At 62.5% G+C, this 18,633-nt stretch carries 16 protein-coding genes and 1 tRNA gene; 8 read left to right on the top strand and 9 right to left on the bottom strand.

Annotated features, from left to right (window positions below; all coding sequences use genetic code 11):
* Positions 1 to 294 precede the first annotated feature (294 nt).
* The 7 genes from AC13FW_RS09365 to AC13FW_RS09335 form a co-directional block, all read right to left on the bottom strand.
* Entirely contained in the window at positions 295 to 1,635 is a 1,341-nt protein-coding gene (locus tag AC13FW_RS09365; RefSeq protein ID WP_282267223.1) for a sensor histidine kinase, read from the bottom strand.
* Positions 1,628 to 2,305, bottom strand: a complete 678-nt coding sequence (locus tag AC13FW_RS09360; protein ID WP_057629745.1) for a response regulator transcription factor — start codon at positions 2,303 to 2,305, stop codon at positions 1,628 to 1,630. Before AC13FW_RS09360 ends, AC13FW_RS09365 begins: the two co-directional genes overlap by 8 nt.
* A gap of 126 nt (positions 2,306 to 2,431) precedes the next feature.
* Positions 2,432 to 2,893: a hypothetical protein gene (locus tag AC13FW_RS09355; protein ID WP_482988880.1), complete on the bottom strand. Its 462-nt coding sequence runs from the start codon at positions 2,891 to 2,893 to the stop codon at positions 2,432 to 2,434.
* A gap of 209 nt (positions 2,894 to 3,102) precedes the next feature.
* A complete protein-coding gene (rimK, locus tag AC13FW_RS09350) occupies positions 3,103 to 3,978 on the bottom strand; it encodes a 30S ribosomal protein S6--L-glutamate ligase (protein WP_282267216.1) in 876 nt (291 codons plus the stop codon).
* Positions 3,979 to 4,242: 264 nt separating this feature from the next.
* On the bottom strand, positions 4,243 to 5,895 hold the full coding sequence (ltrA, locus tag AC13FW_RS09345; protein WP_231352269.1) for a group II intron reverse transcriptase/maturase: 1,653 nt from the start codon (positions 5,893 to 5,895) through the stop codon (positions 4,243 to 4,245).
* A 15-nt stretch (positions 5,896 to 5,910) separates the two neighbouring features.
* Positions 5,911 to 5,984 (bottom strand) — tRNA-Gly (locus AC13FW_RS09340).
* 1,145 nt (positions 5,985 to 7,129) lie between these two features.
* Positions 7,130 to 8,917 (bottom strand): autotransporter outer membrane beta-barrel domain-containing protein, encoded by a 1,788-nt coding sequence (locus tag AC13FW_RS09335; protein ID WP_482988974.1) that lies wholly within the window; start codon positions 8,915 to 8,917, stop codon positions 7,130 to 7,132.
* Between the two features lie 178 nt (positions 8,918 to 9,095).
* Between AC13FW_RS09335 and thiS the strand changes: the two genes are divergently transcribed.
* The 4 genes from thiS to AC13FW_RS09315 all read left to right on the top strand — a co-directional run bounded on the left by thiS (position 9,096) and on the right by AC13FW_RS09315 (position 13,099).
* On the top strand, positions 9,096 to 9,296 hold the full coding sequence (gene thiS / locus AC13FW_RS09330; protein WP_482988879.1) for a sulfur carrier protein ThiS: 201 nt from the start codon (positions 9,096 to 9,098) through the stop codon (positions 9,294 to 9,296).
* A gap of 284 nt (positions 9,297 to 9,580) precedes the next feature.
* A complete protein-coding gene (locus AC13FW_RS09325; RefSeq protein ID WP_482988973.1) occupies positions 9,581 to 10,375 on the top strand; it encodes a thiazole synthase in 795 nt (264 codons plus the stop codon).
* Complete coding sequence (gene trmB, locus AC13FW_RS09320) at positions 10,375 to 11,127, top strand: tRNA (guanosine(46)-N7)-methyltransferase TrmB (RefSeq protein ID WP_296247051.1); 753 nt, start codon at positions 10,375 to 10,377, stop codon at positions 11,125 to 11,127. The genes AC13FW_RS09325 and trmB overlap by 1 nt, the downstream gene beginning before the upstream one ends.
* Positions 11,128 to 11,251: 124 nt before the next feature.
* Positions 11,252 to 13,099: an SLC13 family permease gene (locus AC13FW_RS09315; protein ID WP_282272404.1), complete on the top strand. Its 1,848-nt coding sequence runs from the start codon at positions 11,252 to 11,254 to the stop codon at positions 13,097 to 13,099.
* Between the two features lie 200 nt (positions 13,100 to 13,299).
* On the opposite strand, the gene AC13FW_RS09310 is transcribed toward AC13FW_RS09315, so the two are convergent.
* A complete protein-coding gene (locus AC13FW_RS09310; protein ID WP_282272402.1) occupies positions 13,300 to 13,647 on the bottom strand; it encodes a Rieske (2Fe-2S) protein in 348 nt (115 codons plus the stop codon).
* 173 nt (positions 13,648 to 13,820) lie between these two features.
* On the opposite strand from AC13FW_RS09310, the gene AC13FW_RS09305 reads away from it, so the two are divergent.
* From AC13FW_RS09305 to mscL, 3 genes are all read left to right on the top strand, one after another.
* Positions 13,821 to 14,102 carry a hypothetical protein gene (locus AC13FW_RS09305; protein WP_282272400.1) on the top strand — a complete coding sequence of 94 codons (282 nt, stop codon included), beginning with the start codon at positions 13,821 to 13,823 and terminating at the stop codon, positions 14,100 to 14,102.
* Between the two features lie 551 nt (positions 14,103 to 14,653).
* The gene (locus AC13FW_RS09300) at positions 14,654 to 15,358 is read left to right on the top strand and encodes a fumarylacetoacetate hydrolase family protein (RefSeq protein WP_482988878.1); all 705 of its coding nucleotides are present in this window, start codon (positions 14,654 to 14,656) and stop codon (positions 15,356 to 15,358) included.
* Between the two features lie 58 nt (positions 15,359 to 15,416).
* Positions 15,417 to 15,833 carry a large-conductance mechanosensitive channel protein MscL gene (gene mscL / locus AC13FW_RS09295; protein ID WP_282273057.1) on the top strand — a complete coding sequence of 139 codons (417 nt, stop codon included), beginning with the start codon at positions 15,417 to 15,419 and terminating at the stop codon, positions 15,831 to 15,833.
* 58 nt (positions 15,834 to 15,891) lie between these two features.
* Here mscL and AC13FW_RS09290 read toward each other — a convergent pair whose 3' ends face one another.
* Complete coding sequence (locus AC13FW_RS09290) at positions 15,892 to 16,872, bottom strand: hypothetical protein (RefSeq protein ID WP_482988877.1); 981 nt, start codon at positions 16,870 to 16,872, stop codon at positions 15,892 to 15,894.
* A 253-nt stretch (positions 16,873 to 17,125) separates the two neighbouring features.
* Between AC13FW_RS09290 and AC13FW_RS09285 the strand changes: the two genes are divergently transcribed.
* Complete coding sequence (locus tag AC13FW_RS09285; protein ID WP_296247067.1) at positions 17,126 to 18,547, top strand: M28 family peptidase; 1,422 nt, start codon at positions 17,126 to 17,128, stop codon at positions 18,545 to 18,547.
* Positions 18,548 to 18,633 lie beyond the last annotated feature (86 nt).

Here is an 18,633-nt window from a genome sequence, read left to right as displayed (position 1 = left end):
CACCACGTTGCCAGCATCCGGAGCAGTATGCAGCGGCCCACTGTCTGCATGTGGGAGCGGCGTAAGCCGCGAAACTGGCGTTACCAAAACACCATCATCTGATGATGTGTTTGCTTCGCGGCTTACGCCGCTCCCACAAAACGCCAATACCAGCGGCCTGACATCGGTTTCCGGGTGACTCAAATGCTGAAGTGAGCAGCATTGCAACACCGCAAGGCCATTCGAGTAGCAGCGAACCAGCGGTTCGCCGCCCCGTTAGCTGAAGATGGGCCGACATCTCCGCGATCCCACTGATCAGGCTTGCTCTGGCGAGAATGTCAGCGTCGCAATCACACCGCGCTCCGTGCCCGGACGGATATCCACCTGCCAGCCGTAGAGCGCGCAAAGTCGGCTGACAATGGAAAGACCGATACCGCCGCCCTGCGAATGCCCTGCATGGGTCCCGCGATAGCCGCGCTGGAACAGGCTGGCAGCATCTTTCTCGCTCAAGCCCGGGCCGTTGTCGATCACTTCCACGGCATTGCTGCCCACCCGCACCAGCACCCTGCCTTCCTGCGAATACTTGACGGCATTGCCGATCAGGTTACCCAATGCCACCGACAACGCCGACTCCGGCGCGTCGATCACCAGCTCGCGTGATCCTTCCAGCGCCAACTCCAGCGGCTTGCCACCAAGCTGGGCACGGTGTGACTCCAGCAACTGCTCGGCAACCCGGGCGACGTTGCTGCTGCCTTGTGCACGTTCATTGCGCGACAACAGCAGCAGCGAGCCAATCAGATCGCTGCATTGCTGCTCAGCACGCTGGATACGCTGCAGGCGCTGCAGCACTTTGTCATCCAGATTGGGGCGCGCCAACAGCAGTTCTGTAGCCCCGCGGATGACCGCCAGCGGTGTGCGCAGTTCATGGCTGACGTCGGCATTGAACTCGCGATCGCGCTGGACCACCTCGGTCAGGCGTGCAGAATAATCATCAAGCGCCTCGGCCAGCTGCCCAACCTCATCATCGGGAAAGCGTGGTGCGAGCGGCTCGGGGTGCGTGTTGCCACCACGATAGGCGCGCAGGCGCGCCGCCAGGTCGGACACCGGCCGCATCACCCGCGAAGCAGACCACCATCCCAACACCCAGGAAAGCAGACTGAACACAACAACCGAGAAGAACAACGCGCGCTTGAGCTGCTGCTCGCCACGGATGCTCTCTGTCATGTCGTACGCAAGGAAGAACCACGCATCATCCGCCTTGCGAACCGCTAATTTGTAGGCAAACGGCACACCTGTCTCGTCAATGCCGCTTACGTTATGGTTGCCGTTTGGCAGCGCCGCCCATTCCGGACGCTCCTCGCGCACCCGCTCGAATTTATCCTTGGGATAGAAGAACCCGCGGATCTGCTGCACGGGAAAATCAGGATTACGGGTCGGATCGACGTAGTAACGACGTGCATATTCATCGATGTTGCGATTCATCACCTCTTCGACGAGCTGGTTCTCCACGCGCATCCGCGCCCAGTTCGTGGCAAACGCAAAAAGTGCCGTCAGGCAAAAGCCCAACAGCACAAACGAGACAATGATGCGGCTGCGCAGGCGGCGACGGTACCGCCCCCGCTTGCGAACAGGCTCAGGTAATGCTGATTCAGGCATCGGGTGCGGAGATACGGTAACCAATGCCGTGACGGGTCTGGATCATCGGCACTTCAAACGGCTTGTCGACCACCGCACGCAGGCCATGGATGTGCACGCGCAACGAATCCGAGTCCGGCAGCTCTTCACCCCAGACGCGGGTCTCCAGCTCCTGCCGGGTAACAACCGCAGGGGACGCCTCCATCAGCGCCTGCAGGATCTTCAACGCAGTCGGGTTGAGCTGCAGTAGCTTGCCCTGTCGGCGGACTTCCAGGGTATCCAGGTTGTATTCCAGATCCCCTACTTCCAGCACACGGGTATGCGCGCCCTTGCCGCGGCGCGACAATGCGTTGAGCCGCACCTCGACTTCCTGCAATGCAAACGGCTTGATCAGGTAGTCATCGGCGCCGGAATCAAAACCGGCCAGCTTGTTGTCCAGCGAGTCACGCGCGGTAAGCATCAGCACCGGCGTCTGCTTGCGCGCATCGTTGCGCAGCTTGCGGCAGACTTCGATGCCATCCATGCCCGGCAGATTGAGATCCAGCACGATCGCATCGAACTCGTGCACCACGGCCAGATGCAGGCCAGTCACGCCATCGGCGGCGAAATCGACCGTATGGCCACGGTCCTCAAGGTAGTCGCCAAGATTGGCGGCAATGTCGCTGTTGTCTTCGATTACAAGAATGCGCACGTGTGCGATTACCTTCGATTTGTAGGAATAGCAGGCATTGGATGCCTGTGTATGCCGAGAATTACAACATAGGTCGCGTTAACGCCCCACGACCCCGTTGCCCGAACATACACCCATAGCAACCGGTCAGTTACCCAGAGTAGCGTTTCGCCCACCACCCGTCGTCTGCCACTGGAGCGTGTTCTGGCGATTGCGTTCGCGCTGGGCAGCCGTGAGGCACTGTCGTACAGGCATGTTCGAACCCATGGGCTTCTCACGTGTACAGATCAAGCGGCTGTCACTGCGCGCCTTGTCCAGAACCGCATTGACCATTTCCTGATCCTTGAGCACTGACGCCTTGTGTTCCGGCGGCAGTGCATCGACGGTGCCCTCACCCACCACGGCGGAGACACGGTCCAGTGCGGCCAGCACCTTGTCGCGGTCGGCCGCGGCAATCTCTGAATACACCTCGCCAGCAGAGAGATCCGAGCGCACGTTGGCCTGTTGCACCTGGAAAGGCACGTCTGGCCTCAAGCTCTGTTCCGGCTTGGCGGCAAACGCAGCAACAGGAACCAGGATAAGGCCAACCAATATCAGCTTCCGCACCATTACCGCCTCCATGTGATTTTTCGCACTCTAACCCCAGCCCTCCAAGTCAACAATACTCACCCAAAAACAAGGCCCCGACGGAAACCGCCAGGGCCTTAAAAATTCCCGATCACCGGACCCACTGAGGAGGGCTGGGTACAGTGCAAACAGGCTAGGGCCAGCCGGATTAAAGGCTTGTTAAAACCATGCAAAGAAATCGCATCCCGGCTTCAGCGCTTGAGGCTGGTCACATATTCGATCATGCGCCCGGCGATATCGTCCCCTGAGACCCCCTCGATCCCCTCCAGCCCCGGGGTGGAGTTGACCTCCAGCACCAGGGGGCCACGCTTGGAGCGGATCAGATCGACGCCGGCAATGCCCAGCCCCAGTGCCTTGGCCGAACGAATCGCCACCTGCTGCTCGGCCTTGCTGCAGACCACCCGCTCAGCAACGCCGCCGGCATGAAGGTTGGAGCGGAAGTCCCCTTCCTGTGCCTGGCGGCGCATGGTCGCCACCACCTGGTCGCCCACCACCAGGCAACGCAGGTCCGCGCCCTGGGCCTCGGCGATGAATTCCTGCACCAGGAAGTTGGCGTACAGCCCTCGCAAGGCCTCGACGGTGCCCTTGGAGGCACTGAGCTTCTCGGTGAGGATCACCCCCCTGCCCTGCGTGCCTTCGCTGAGCTTCACCACATGCGGCGGCGGCCCCAGCATCGACAGCAGGTCATCGGTATCGTCCGGGTTGTCACCGAACACCGTCACCGGCATGTCGATGCCCTTGGCCGCCAGCAGTTGGTGCGCGCGCAGCTTGTCGCGCGCGCGCAGGATCGCATCGGACGGATTGGGGGTGCGCGCGCCCATCATCTCGAACTGGCGCAGCACCGCCGTGCCGTAGCGGGTGATGGAGGAACCGATGCGCGGGATCACCGCGTCTATCCCGGTCAGCGCCTTGCCCTTGTAGTGCATGCCGAAGCCACTGGAGGTGATGCGCATGTAGCAGCGCAGCGGGTCGAGAATGCGCACGGTATGGCCGCGGCTGCGTGCAGCTTCGACCAGACGACGGGTCGAGTACAGCTTGGTGTTACGGGAAAGAATGGCCAGTTTCATCGCGGCGGGAGTGGTCGGTAGGCGCGCAGCATATCGCGGCGTAACCGGTCCCGGATGATCTTGATCGCGCCATTGGGAGGGCTTTCATCGACAGGCAAAGCGAGACCCGCTACCGTGCCGCACGCATCCCCCGGAAAACCGCCAGGAATGGAGCGGGCGAAGGGAATCGAACCCTCGTCAGTAGTCGGGTGGGAAGGTGGCCTCGCGGCCACCCTCCCCCCTCAGAACCGTGCGTGAAAGTTACCCTTCACACGGCTCAAGCAGTCACGAACCTCCGCCCTCTATGGGAGGAGGCGACAGCCGTAGCCTGGCACGAACGTGTAGCTGCTCGTGACAGGTTGTGTGGAGCAGACTCAAGTTGGCGAGGCGGTCGGAACCACCGTACACCCGGAACAGCTTGTGGTGGATGTGCCAGTTTTTGCTGGTCATTTTCCGGCCACAGTGGGCGCACTTACCGTCTTGTTTCGTCCAAAGCCATAGCAGTTTCCTTTTCCCAGTGAGCGAGCGCCGCATACGGTATTGCAACCGCTGGTTGAAATAGCTCTCGTCCAAGGGATCGTAGGGGTTAACGTCGGCCCGCACCTTGATGTAGTCCCCGACCTTGAGGGTCGAGAGGCGCATCAGGGTATTTTTGCCGGCCCCAAAGATCCAATCGCGGGATTTCTCGCGCCGGAAGTACCGGCGTTTGATCCAGCGGAGACCTTTGTTTGGGTGGCGACGTTTGGCCCAACACCAGACCGCATGGTGGATAAGGTGATCCAGTCGTGCAAACGGTTCTGAGGCGTTTACGACTTGGTGGTACATGCCCCACCCTCGAATAATCGGGTTGAGGACGTGCAGCACGTCGTCTTGAGTGGAACCCCGCAGCAGCCGAAGCTGACCGCGGATCTTAGCCATGAAGGCGTTGGTGTTCTGTTTCGACGGCCGCCTGAGCAGGAGATTTCCAAATTTGCGGAAGTTCCAGCCAAGGAAGTCGAACCCTTCATCCATGTGCGTGATCTTCGTCTTGCTTTCAGAGAGCGTGAGCCCTCTTTCGGCTAGGAACTTGACGACGATTGGTTTGACCTTGCGTTCGAGTATCTCTTGCGAGTCACCCGTGATGACAAAGTCGTCTGCATAGCGAACGAAGTTGCACTTGTTGCGGCGTGGGAGCGCGTCGATTAGCCGCCCCAAGCCGTCAAGAGCAATGTTTGCAAGTACCGGGGAAATGATGCCTCCCTGAGGTGTACCTGCGCCCGTCGGGAACAGCTTACGGTCTTCCATAAATCCTGCTTTGAGCCACTGCGACAGCACACGCCGGTTGATTGGCACGTGTTTCACCAGCCAATCGTGACTGATGTTGTCGAAGCAACCTTTGATATCCCCTTCCAGTACCCACCGGGAGCTGGACTTCGTGCTCAAACAGGTCTTCAGATGTGCGGCAGCGTCTGCTGTCGATCTGAAAGTGCGGAACCCGTAGGAGTGGATGTCAGCGTAGGTCTCGGCAATGGGGTCGAGTGCAAATAAGTGAAGCGCTTGCATTGCTCGATCCTTCATCGTCGGGATACCGAGGGGGCGGGTACCACCTCGAGCCTTAGGGATGTGGATACGACGTAGTGGCTTGGCCTTGTATCCCTTGCATTGCAAGGTGTTGATGGCATTCCACTTGGCCGCAGGTGTTGACCATGTGACTCGGTCCACACCTGGGGTGCGACGGCCTTGGTTCTCCGTGACTCGACGTACAGCCGTTGCTTTGGCTGAGGTCGAGCGGACAAGAAGCTTTTGCAGGCGTATAACCCTGCGCCACTGCTTGTCCTTGGCTGCCTTCGCTATTCTCGCCTGCATCCTCGACACAGCACAGCTAGTGGCGTTCCAATTGATGGAGTGCCAGTTGCTGAAGTGTGAGGAGGCGACATCACCATCGATGATGGCGTCCATATCTACCTCCTAGAGTGGAGCGGGTGAAGGGAATCGAACCCTCGTCAGTTGCTTGGGAAGCAACAGCTCTACCATTGAGCTACACCCGCCCAGAGCCCTTAAGGGATAGACGTCCCCCAAGGGGGAGCCTGTCCCCGTTGGGTATGAGTTTGCAAAGCCTGTCTAGCGACAGACCACCCGGTGGAAGTTAGCACCCTTTCGGGTCGAGGCGATCATTTCATCCTCTATCCTCTCGATTACAGAGAGGCATTCGCTTGCTCCACCATCCTGTACCCACTAGGCCTTCGTATTTCCTTGCGGAAATCCTAGTCGCCGAGACGACAGCCAGTTGGGCTTACCACGTTCCGTACATGCAACAGAGTACCTAGGATCTCGCCTTTTCGCCGGAGGTGCAATTGTCAGCGTGTCTCTACCAAGCAGAGAAACATCCGACCTCGTCCCGTTTTGGGAGGGCCCAGTCGCAGTTGGCCCGTCTAGCTTGACGACGTTTATATGGCGATTCGTTTGTACTGATCCATGATACTCAGCCTAGCGCCTACTCGGTTACGACTACCGAGGTCACGAAGCCCCCTCACGGGAGATTCGTATCCGTGAGGATGGCTACATCAACGGGGAGCTTAGCACCGGAGAATTACTTCTCCCGCACCACCCCTTGGCTACCGGTGGCTGAACACCGGGTTGGTTCGCCAGACCCTTGGCAGGGGGGACGACCAACAATTGCATGCACAGCCTTCGCCGTGCGAGTAGGGATGAATTCCTACCGTTCAACGTGACGCACTCCGTATTGCTGGAGGACGCTTGCTGCCAGACCGAGGTCTGTACAGCTATGGCCAGGAACCGCCTGGTCGGTTGAACGTGCGGCACGGCTCGTGTCGCACGCTTGGGAAGCTACAGCTCTACCATTGAGCTACGCCCGCTTTGGCGAGGCTGAAGTCTATGCGCCACGCTGGGACAAAGCAATGTCCACGACTGCGTGTTTCCGGCTCAAGAACGCCTTATCGGGCATTTCTGCGTGCGGACCAATGCCGATTACAAGGCCGTAGCCCGGATACGCGCAGCGCATCCGGGAACCGGATCCGCGCGACAACAACCCCGGGTGCGCTGCGCTTACCCGGGCTGCGATGCTGCGCACCTGGCATGCACTCCATGCGTTCGCGGAAAAAAAGAGGCGATGCCGCAAAACCGCGGCACCGCCTCCCACACACAACACCTGCTTGATTGCTACCGCAGCGGCTTAGAAGCTGCCGCCAAAGCTGGCGAACACCGTCGCATCACGTGCGGATTTCTGCATCGTGGTGGTGCTCAGGCCGATATTGCTTTCCAGGCCGAACAGGCTCAGGCGCGCACCCAGCACTGCGGTGGCGTAATTGCGATCGAACTCCAGCCCCGGCACCTTGTACATGCCAACGTCCGCCATGGTCTGCAACCAGGCGCTGGCCTGCTTGCCGTCCTCGAACTCATGGTCGTAGGTGACCTGCACGTAGGGCTTCACGTTGCCGCCATCGAAGCGGGCCTGCCAGCCGATGCGACCAACGGTCGAATCCAGGTCCTGGTCGCCATAGCCCAACGCGGTGGCACTGGTATTGCTTTCCACGTAGCCGTCCAGCTTCACCTTCTGCCAGACCACGGCAGCCACCGGCCCGTGACGGAAGCCACCGGCCTGGCCGAATTCGTAGCCAGCGTTGATGGCGGCCGTCAGGTTGCTGCCATCCGGCGAGCCTTTGTGTTCACGGGTAGCCGGGCCGAGCTGCACCTTGCGGGTAACGTCATAGCCCAGCCAGCTGTAGCTCACCTGGCCGTTGACCCATGCGCGATCGCCGTACCAGCCGGCGAACAGGCCAAGGGTGGTGTCGTCCTGGGTGAAGTCACCCTTGCTGTTGCCGAAATCGGCATCCATGCGGCCGTAGCCGGCGAAGCCACCCAGCACCATGCCATCACGCGCCCAATCAACGCCGAACAGACCAGCAGGCGCCAGACCGTCATACAGATCAGCATGGTCGTAACGCTGCATGTCGCCGCGCACATTACCCCACCAGCTCAGGCCTTCGGCCGGACGCGAACCCAGGTGCGCGCCAACCTGATCGGCACGGGCGCGACCGGTGGTCTGTGCCGAATGGCTCAGGATCTGCTGCAGACGCGGCGCTTCCAGTACCGAGAGCGAGTACTGGCCGAGGATCTGGTGCGCCGCAGTGGTCGGATGTACACCATCGGCGAATACGTAAGTGTTGTTTGCATTCGGCGCAACCAGGCTCAGCGGCGAGCAGGTCAGCGACGAGGCCGAGGTGCAGGCCATGTTGCTGACATTGGTGAAGCCATAGGTTCCCGGGGTGGCGACGATCTCCTGCAGGATGGTGAAGGTATCGACCGGAATCACCTGCAGTCCGGCCTGCTTCAGCCCGCCGAACAAGGCGTCGTTGTATGCCTTGGCCAGCGCGGTGCCCTGCGCCATGCCGACGGCGCCGCCTGCGCGGGAAGCCGGGGTCAAACCGATGTCAGGCAGCGTCGGGACCATCACGTACTGGGCACCGGCGGACTTCAGCGTGCCGACAATGCCGATCTGGTCGGTCACCGCCGCGCCGATGATGGCCTGCGCCTGGGCCGGCGCCGCCTGCACCGCAAACAGATCGTTTGCACCGCCCCACACCGTGTACAGCGCATTGGCATCAGCCTTGCCGCCATTGGCTGCCAGGTACCTGGTCATCTGGGTTTTCATGGACGGGGTTGCGCCCAGCGCACCCACCGTATCCACACCCACGCGGGCGCCGCCAACAGCATAGTTGTCGCCAGTCTGGCCATTGCCGTTCGGGCTGGCATTGGTGCCGTACTGGTTGGCTACGTAGTCCGCCCACACCCAACCCGGGTTGGTGGTGAAGCGGCCCACCACTGCAGCATTCGGATCCAGCTGCATCAACACCGGGCGGAAGTAACCGGTATCGGTCAAGCTGTCACCGAAAAACACCGTCTTGGAATACGGCGACTGCGCCATGGCCGGCGCTGCCGCCAAGGCAATGGCGACAGCCACGGCAGCGCGCAGCGGGCGAAGGGAAAGAGACATGTTGAACTCCTGGGTGGGGAAAAGCGGGCAGACATACGCTGCCGCACGTTGTTATGTTTTCATTACCGCGTAAGACACACACGCTGCGCTGCCGCAAACTGTCTGTCCGCTGGGCTTTTGCGGCGGCTCTGGCGAGAATGGCGGCATGAACATCCATCTGAATGGCGAACCCCGCCAGTTGCAGCCCGCCCTGACCCTGATCGAACTGTTGGCCACCGAAGGGCTGGCCGAACGCCGCGTGGCGGTTGAGATCAACGGCGACATCGTCCCGCGCAGCCAGCATGCGAGCCACACACTGCAGGACGGTGACGTGGTGGAAATCGTGCACGCGCTGGGCGGCGGCTGAAGCGCCGCAACCAGGTAGCGCCGAGCCATGCTCGGCAGGGGCATCACCGGCGCACCATCAAACTTGTGGGAGCGGGGTAAGCCGCGAAGCTGCCCATACACAAAGGCAGAAAAGCCAACCCCTCCCCAGCCCTCCGCTTGCCTGCGGCAAAGGGAGGGAGCGACAGCGGCGGCTGCCAGCACCACCTGTAGAGCGCAGGCATGGCTGCGCAGGGGCTTTACCGGTGATGCCATGCCGAGCATGGCTCGGCACTACAGGTAGGCTGGATGGGTGATAATTCGGGCATGAATGCAAATGTCCCCACCGATTCGCTGGTCATCGCCGGCAAAACCTATTCATCCCGGCTGCTGACCGGCACCGGCAAGTTCAAGGATCTGGAAGAAACCCGCCTGGCTACCGAAGCCGCTGGCGCCCAGATCGTCACCGTGGCCATCCGCCGCACCAACATCGGCCAGAACCCGGGCGAGCCCAACCTGCTCGATGTACTGCCGCCGGACCGCTACGCCATCCTGCCCAATACCGCCGGCTGCTATACCGCCGAAGACGCCGTGCGCACCTGCCGCCTGGCCCGTGAGCTGCTGGGCGGCCACAACCTGACCAAGCTGGAAGTGCTGGGCGACCAGAAGACCCTGTACCCGGACGTGATGGCTACCCTCAAGGCCGCCGAACAGCTGGTCAAGGACGGTTTCGACGTCATGGTCTACACCTCCGATGACCCGATCCTGGCCAAGCGCCTGGAGGAAATCGGCTGCGCCGCGGTGATGCCGCTGGCCGCGCCAATTGGTTCGGGCCTGGGCATCCAGAACAAGTACAACCTGATCGAGATCATCGAGAACGCCAAGGTGCCGATCATCGTCGATGCCGGCGTCGGCACCGCCTCGGATGCGGCCATCGCGATGGAGCTGGGCTGCGACGGCGTATTGATGAACACCGCCATTGCCGGCGCCCGCAACCCGGTATTGATGGCCAGCGCCATGCGCAAGGCCGTGGAAGCTGGCCGCGAGGCCTTCCTCGCCGGCCGCATCCCGCGCAAGCGCTACGCCAGCGCCTCCTCTCCCGTTGATGGGCTGATCGGCTGATGACCAATCCTTTTGACAGCGCGGGCTCCAAGGCACCGCCCAAGCCTTTCACCGTGACCGAAGGCCGCCGCGAGATCCGCAGCTTCGTACTGCGTCAGGGCCGCTTCACCCCGGCCCAGCAGCGCGCGTTCGACGACCGTTGGCCGCGCTTCGGCATCGACTTCAATGGCGAGCCCCGCGACCTGGACGCCACCTTTGGCCGCAATGCGCCCAAGGTGATGGAGATTGGCTTTGGCAACGGCGCCGCGCTGCGCTACGCCGCGCAGTTCGACACCTCCAAGGACTACATCGGCATCGAAGTGCACGCTCCGGGCGTCGGCCGCCTGCTCAATGCATTGGCCGATGACAATGCCGACAACGTCAAGCTCTACCACCACGACGCCGTGGAAGTGTTGGAGAAGGAAATCGCCGACGGCGCGCTGGACGAGATCCGCATCTACTTCCCGGATCCCTGGCACAAGAAACGCCATAACAAGCGCCGCCTGGTGCAGCCGGCCTTCGCTGAGTTGCTGGTGCGCAAGCTGCGCGTTGGCGGCCGTCTCCATTGCGCCACCGACTGGGAAGACTACGCCGAGCAGATGTGGGACGTGCTCGACGCCACGCCCGGTCTGGTCAACCGCGCCGGCCCGCGTGGCGCCGTGCCGCGTCCGGACTGGCGCCCGCAGACCCACTTCGAGACCCGCGGGCAGAAGCTGGGCCATGGCGTCTGGGATCTGCTGTATGACAAGCCCGGCAACACGGACGCCGGCTGAGTGATGAGGACGCGATGACAGCTGCACGCCTCCATGAGATTGCCGAACACGCTGCCTGCGCAGCGTTGATGGCAGAGTGCACTGTCAAACCGTCCCCGCTCCTCTCTTTGAAGTCACTGCCCTGATGGATACCGCGCTGACGCTCACCACCGATATGAAGCTCGTGCTCGGGCTGGTGGGCTTCACGATGGCGATGTTCCTGTTCGAGCGCATCCGCGCCGACGTGGTGGCACTGGTGGTGATGGTGGTGCTGGGCGTCACTGGCTTGATTGCACCGGAGGAAATCTTCGGCGGCTTCTCCGGTAACGCCGTGATGAGCATCATCGCCACCACCATTCTCGGCGCCGGCCTGGACCGTACCGGCGCACTGAACCGGCTCGCCGGCTGGCTGCTGCGACGTTCGCATGGACTGGAACAACGGCTGCTGTTGCTGACCAGCGCAACCGCCGGCTTGAACTCCTCGTTCATGCAGAACCCATCGGTGATGGCACTGTACCTGCCGGTCGCCTCGCGACTAGCTTCGCGTACCGCGCTCACGTTGAAGCGGCAGCTGCTGCCGATCTCCGCCGCCATCGTGATGGGTGGCGCGCTGACCATGGTCGGCAACTCGCCGCTGATCCTGCTCAACGACTTGCTGGTCTCGGCCAACAACAACCTGCCATCAGGCACCGCCACCATCGAACCGCTGCGCATGTTCGCGCCGCTGCCGATTGGCGTAGCACTGCTGATCGCCTCGCTGGCCTATTTCCGCTTCTACGGCAGCCGCAAACTGCAGGAAGAGGAAACCGAAAGCGAAGACGGCCAGGCCCCGGCCCGAACCGAAAGCTATTTCGCCAAGGCCTACGGCATTGAAGGCGATGTCTTCGAACTGCTGGTCACCGCCGAGAGTCCGCTGGTCGGCATGACCGTGGGCGAGGCAGAAAACCTGTTCGACGCTCCACTGTTCCTTGCACTGAAAACCGGCGACGACACTCGCCTGTCGCCACCGGCGGACATGCGCATATGGGTCGGTAGTGCACTGGGCGTGATGGGTCCACGTCGGCAGGTCTCAGACTTCGCGCAGAACCAGTTCCTGCGCATGTCCTCGCGCCTGAAGCAGCTGGGCGACCTGTTCAACCCGGCCCGCGCCGGCATTTCCGAAGCGGTGGTGCCACCAACCTCGCGCCTGATCGGCAAGACCGCCGGTGAGCTGCGCCTGCGCAAGGAACGCGGCATCAGCCTGCTGGCGATCAACCGCGACAAGCAGGTGATCCGCGAGGACGTGCGCAATACCCCACTGCGTGCCGGCGACATGCTGGTCTTCCACAGCATCTGGCAGGACCTGGCAACTGCCGCCGAAAGCCGCGACTTCGTGGTGGTCACGGACTACCCCAAGGGCGAGCAGCGCCCGCACAAGTTCAAGATCGCGATGGCGATCTTCGCACTGACCATCATCATCGCGCTCACCTCGCACCTGCCGGTGGCCCTGACCCTGCTCACCGGCGTGGCCGGCATGCTGCTGACCGGCGTGCTGCGCATGGACGAAGCCTATGCCGCGATCAACTGGAAGACCATTTTCATGATGGCCGGCCTGATCCCGCTGGGCTGGGCGATGGACAGCAGTGGCGCGGCCGCCTGGATCGCCGGTCACACCATCGACAAACTGCCCGCCGGCATCCCCGTATGGGCGCTGGAGATCGCCTTGGCGTTGTTGACCACCGCCTTCTCGCTGGTGATCAGCCATGTCGGCGCCACCATTGTCATGGTGCCGATTGCGGTGAACCTCGCGCTGGCTGCGGGCGGCAATCCCACTGCGTTCGCACTGATCGTGGCTTTGTCGGCGTCCAACAACCTGATGACCGCGTCCAACCCGGTGATCTCGATGGCGATGGGCCCGGCCAAGTACACCCCGCGCGAGATGTGGCGGGTCGGCGGACCACTATCGCTGCTCTACACCGTGATCGTGGTGATCATGATCAACATCATGTTCTGAGACCGGTGGAGTTGTGGGAGCGGCGTAAGCCGCGAAGCCAGTGCACCTGCCGGCGCTAGCGGCGGAGACCCACCAGCCACCTAGCGAACAGCGGGTTTTGCCGATCAACAAACATTATCGGCCTTGAAGCACAAATGGCTTCGCGGCTTACGCCGCTCCTACAAAAGCCGCAGCACCTGCAAAACCCGCTTGCCCAGCCCTCAGCCCAGCAACACCTTTTCATCGCTCACCAGCACCGGGACCGCGCGCAGCGAGTCACCTTTGCACGGACCTGCGACGCAGATACCACCTTCCAGTTCGAACGAGGCACCGTGCACGGCGCAGACCAGATGCCCTTCGCGGCTCTTGAGGAACTGGCCCGGCGCCCAATCCAGGGCGCGCCCGGCGTGCGGGCAGACGTTCAACCACGCCCGCACCGCATCGCCATCGCGGTACAAGACCAAGGTTTCGGCATCGCCATCAACCACCGCCACCACCGCATGAAAGCCTTGATCAGGCACGGCGGCCAGCGGACAAAGTTCGATTCCGGAAGCGATGGCGCTGGACATTGGAACACCGATGCAAGTAATGCGCTTATTGTCGCATGGGCAGCCAAGGCCAAAGCGAAGCTGACTCACGGCATTGTCGCGCCCCCTATTCAGACACCAATTAACGACAACTTCACGCAATTGGCCTGATCGCACCTGATACTCCACAGCAGACTCAACGTCATAGAGCTTTCATGAACATCCGTTACGTCCAATTCGCCAAGCTGCGCAACCTGTTCGAGCCGCGCAAACCGCGCAACCCGTTGGTGCGTATTGCCTTGGGCCTGCTCGGCATCGCAATCCTTGCGGTGCTGGTGGTCGGCGGCGTGTTCATTGGCGCGGCCATGATCCTGGGCGGCATCGCCTGGAAGCTGTTTGCATCTCGCAAGGCCCGCGCCATGCGCAAGGCTGACCCGACCGTGGTTGACGCCGAGTACCGCGTAGTGCGCAAGGCCGCCCTGCCGCAGGCACGCTAACGCTTGTCTGTAGTGCCGAGCCATGCTCGGCAGAGGCTTTGCCGACCATCTCTCCGGTAATGCCGAGCCATGCTCGGCAGAGGCTTGGCCGGCGGTGCAGCAAGCGCCGCGATGCCACAGATGCTCCAACCAGTAAAGCATTTACCCCTCCCCATCCCTCCCCTTCGCTACGCGAAAGGGAGGGAGCAGAAGCGGTAGTGCCGAGCCATGCCCGGCAGAGGCCTTACCGGTGCTCCCAGACTGTAGGAGCGGCATGAGCCGCGAAGCCGGCACAGTTGAAACTCCCGGCATGTCGGCGATCTGATCGACCATCTGCTTCGCGGCTCACGCCGCTCCTACAAAGAAGCGCTCCCGGCGCCGGTCAAGTTGTGGGAGCCGCATAAGCCGCGAAGCCAGTGCGTTTGAAACTACCGGCATACCCGCAATCTGATCGACCACCTGCTTCGCGACTTATGCCGCTCTCGCAAGCAAGCGCTTCAGCACAACGTTTCTGAGCAACAGAAAGCGCTTTTGTCCGCTAGACTTTTGCGTCGATTCACCTGGACGCAACCATGACTGACTTGATTCCCGCCCTGCCCCAGCCCCGCATCCCGGTCGCCGGTGGCGGCACCTTCCCGGTGCGCCGCATTTACTGCGTGGGCCGCAATTTTGCTGATCACGCCCGCGAGATGGGCGCGGCCGCGCCGGCCTCGGCCAGCGAACGCGGCCAGCCGATGTTCTTCATGAAGCCAGCCGATGCCATCGTGGTCGGCGATGCGCCCATCCCCTATCCGACTGCCACCTCCGACCTGCACCACGAAGTAGAGCTGGTCGTGGCACTCGGCAAGGATGCACCGGCCGGCGTGCTGGCCCTGGACCAGGCGATGGAGCTGGTGCTGGCCTACGGTGTCGGTCTGGACCTGACCCGCCGCGATCTGCAGGCAGCCGCCAAGGCCAAGGGCGGCCCCTGGGATATCGCCAAGGGCTTCGACCATTCCGCCCCGGTCAGCAGCCTCGTGCTGGCATCCGAGGTCGGTGATCTGGCGCCGCTGGAGCTGTCGCTGGAAATCAACGGCGAACTTCGACAGAAGTCCACGCTGGACCAGATGATCTGGAACGTCGCCGACATCCTGCACGAACTGTCCAAGCTCTACGCACTGCGCGCTGGCGACCTGGTCTTCATGGGCACCCCGGCTGGCGTCGCCGCGCTGCACGCCGGCGATCGCTTCAGCGCACGTCTCGGAATAATCGCACAGCGCGACGGCGTGATCGTCTGATTACATCCACTGGAGTAGTCTGCGCCAGCTCCCTTTCACGCATACCTAGGAGAAACACATGGGAATGATCAGCGAATTCAAGGAATTTGCGATGCGCGGCAACGTCATCGACCTCGCGGTCGGTGTGGTCATTGGCGGCGCGTTCGGCAAGATCGTCACCTCGCTGGTGGACAAGGTGATCATGCCGCCGATCGGCATGCTGGTCGGCAATGTCGATTTCTCCAGCCTCGCCTGGACCCTGGCACCGGCCAAGATGGGCGCCGATGGCAAGGAAATCCCGGCCGTGGTGCTGGGCTATGGCGACTTCATCAACACGCTGATCCAGTTCATCATCGTCGCCTTCGCGATCTTCATGCTGGTCAAGGTGGTCAACCGCCTGTCCCGCAAGAAGGAAGAAGCCCCGGCCGCTGCGCCGGAACCGACCGAGGAAGTGCTGCTGCTGCGCGAAATCCGCGACAGCCTCAACAAGCACTGATCGATCAACCTGTTTGCCAACAACGGCCGGGGTTCCCGGCCGTTGTCATTTGCAGTGATCAGAAGGTCATCGTCATGGATACCTGCGGACTGACGTAGGACGCGCTGTTGCGCCCACCCGGCAGCGATGCCTGCACACCGAACAGCACACCGATCTGGTCGTTGATGATGTATTCCACTGCCGGCGCAATACTGAAGGCGCGGCTGCGCGAGCCATTCTGGCGCAGCGCCTTCCGCTGACCGGTCGCATCGGCCACGCTGCCCTCAAGCACGTTGCCCGACTGCGTGCTGGCGGTCAGGTCCACGGCCAACACCCAATTGCGGTTGATGCTGTACTCCAGCCCCAATGCACCACTGACCGCGGCACCGGCATCAAGCGTGCCGCGGAAGCCCTGCTCGGTGCCATACACACTCCGCCCGACCACCGAAACGCTGCCCGGCGACGGACTCCAGGTGGTCTGCCAGCGCCAACGCAACGGCCGTCCATTCGGCAGCCACAGCACCTGCTGCCCCAGCAACGACAGGCTGGTGCGATACACCCCGCTACCTTGGCCATTGAACGTGTTCTCACCCAATCGGTCATGCCGTCCGGTCGCCAGCGATTGACTCAGCATCACCGCCAGGGTCATCCCACCGGTCAGCGCATCACCCGCGCGCAACTGGTAGCGCAGCCGCGTCGCGCTGTCGCCAATGCGGTAGCCATCACTGTGCTGGGCGCCGTGCGCGGAGCGGCTGCCATTGAGCACCAGCTCGCCCGTCAGGCGATCGGTGATGCCGCCACTGAGCACCAGGCTGAGCAACTGGCTGCTGTCGTGTGCACCCAGCGCATGGCGATCACCGTGGTCGTCGTAGACGCCACGGGTGCGGCTGTATATCCAATACGGCTGGGCGAAAAACTCGCCCTGCGGCATCGCTGCCGGGCCCGGAGTCAGCAACGGTCCGGTGAAACGCACATCGTCCATGGAGTGGGCCTGCGCAAAACCCAGTACTGGCAGTGCCAGCATCAACAACGTCCCTGCTGTCTTGTATCGCAATCTCATCACGTGTTCCCGAGCAATCCACCAAACCGGTGGGGGTGCTCAGCCTCGCCTGCGATGCTGCGTCGCAACACAAGAAAAGCCCGTGCTTGTTTGTCACCGTTCCAGCTGCCTGTATCGCCTAGCGAATGTGCACGGGAGCCGCCAGCGGGGGAACCTCCTAGCGACCACCAAGACTTCCACACATCCCAACCGGCACATTCACCTACACCCGCTCACTGTTACCCTGACTCGACAAATCACCTTGGAATTGACTATGCGTCGCCGTGCTCTTTCCCTTGCCCTCCTCCTGCTGTGCACCTCGGCCGCTGCCAACGCAGCGCCCACTCATATTCCACAGCAGGCGCTGACCAAGGCCGCCGAGCTGCGAGCACAGGCGCTGGCGGACAACACCGGCTGGCAGGTGGTGGAATCGCTGACTACCGAAGTTGGCCCGCGCATGGCTGGCAGCGAAGCCGACGCACGTGCGGTGGAATGGGCCAAGGCCAAGTTCAAGGAACTGGGCTTCGACAAGGTGTGGACCGAGCCGGTGACCTTCCCGAAGTGGGAGCGCCGCAGCGAACACGCCTCGGTACTGGGCGCGCATCCGCAGCCGTTGACCATCACCGCCCTGGGCGGCAGCCCAGCCGGCACAGTGGAAGCCGAGATCGTGCGCTTTGAAGGTCTGGACGCGCTGAAGGCGGCACCGGAAGGTTCGCTGGCCGGCAAGATCGCCTATGTCGACTTCACCATGACCCGCAAGCGGGATGGCGCTGACTATGGCATCGGCGGCAGTGTGCGCAGCCGTGGCCCGTCCGAAGCGATCCGCAAGGGTGCGGTCGGCTTCATCATGCGCTCGGCTGGCACAGATTCGCATCGCATGCCGCATACCGGCATCACCCGTTACGACGAAGGCCTGACGCCGGTGCCGTCGGCCGCGCTGTCCGGCCCGGATGCCGACCAGCTCAATCGTCTGGTTGCGCGCGGCCCTACCCGCATCCGCATCGCGCTGGATTGCGGCTGGGATGGCAGCTATACCTCGCAGAACGTGATCGGCGAAATCACCGGCCGCAGCCTGCCCAAGGAAGTTGTGGTGATCGGCGGGCACCTGGACTCCTGGGACCTGGGCACCGGCGCCATCGATGACGGCGCCGGCGTCGGCATCACCATGGCTGCCGGCCATCTGATCGGCCAGCTCAAGCAGGCACCCAAGCGCACCATCCGCGTCATCGCCTTCGCCAATGAAGAGCAGGGTCTGCACGGTGGCAAGGCCTATGCAGCTGCCCGCGTGGCAGCCGGCGAAATCGTGCAGCAGCACATCGCCGCCGAGAGCGACTTCGGCGCGGGCCGCATCTATGCCTTCAACACCGGCTCGGGCAATCCGGCGGAATCGCGTGAGGCCACCCGCCAGATCGGCGAGGCACTGGCGCCACTGGGTATCGAGTACCGCGCCAACCAAGGCGGCCCCGGCCCCGACGTAGGCCCGCTGGCCGCCAAGGGCGGTGCATGGGCATGGCTGGCGCAGGACGGAACCGACTATTTCGACCTGCACCACACCCCGGACGATACCTTGGACAAGATCGACCCGAAGGCCCTTGCGCAGAATGTGGCGGCCTACACCGTGTTTGCCTATCTGGCAGCGGAATCAGAAGGCAGCTTCGGCAGCGAGGCCAAGGATGTGGTGCCGCCGCGGGAGTGACTGCCTGCCCGGTTGAAACAAGAAAGGCGCCGCAAGGCGCCTTTCTTGTTTTGGTTTCTGTAGTGCCGAGCCATGCTCGGCCGGGG

This window comes from Stenotrophomonas sp. 21LCFQ19, assembly GCF_056861425.1.
Note: the sequence above shows the minus strand (reverse complement) of the source record. Positions and strands in the feature narration are given on the sequence as shown.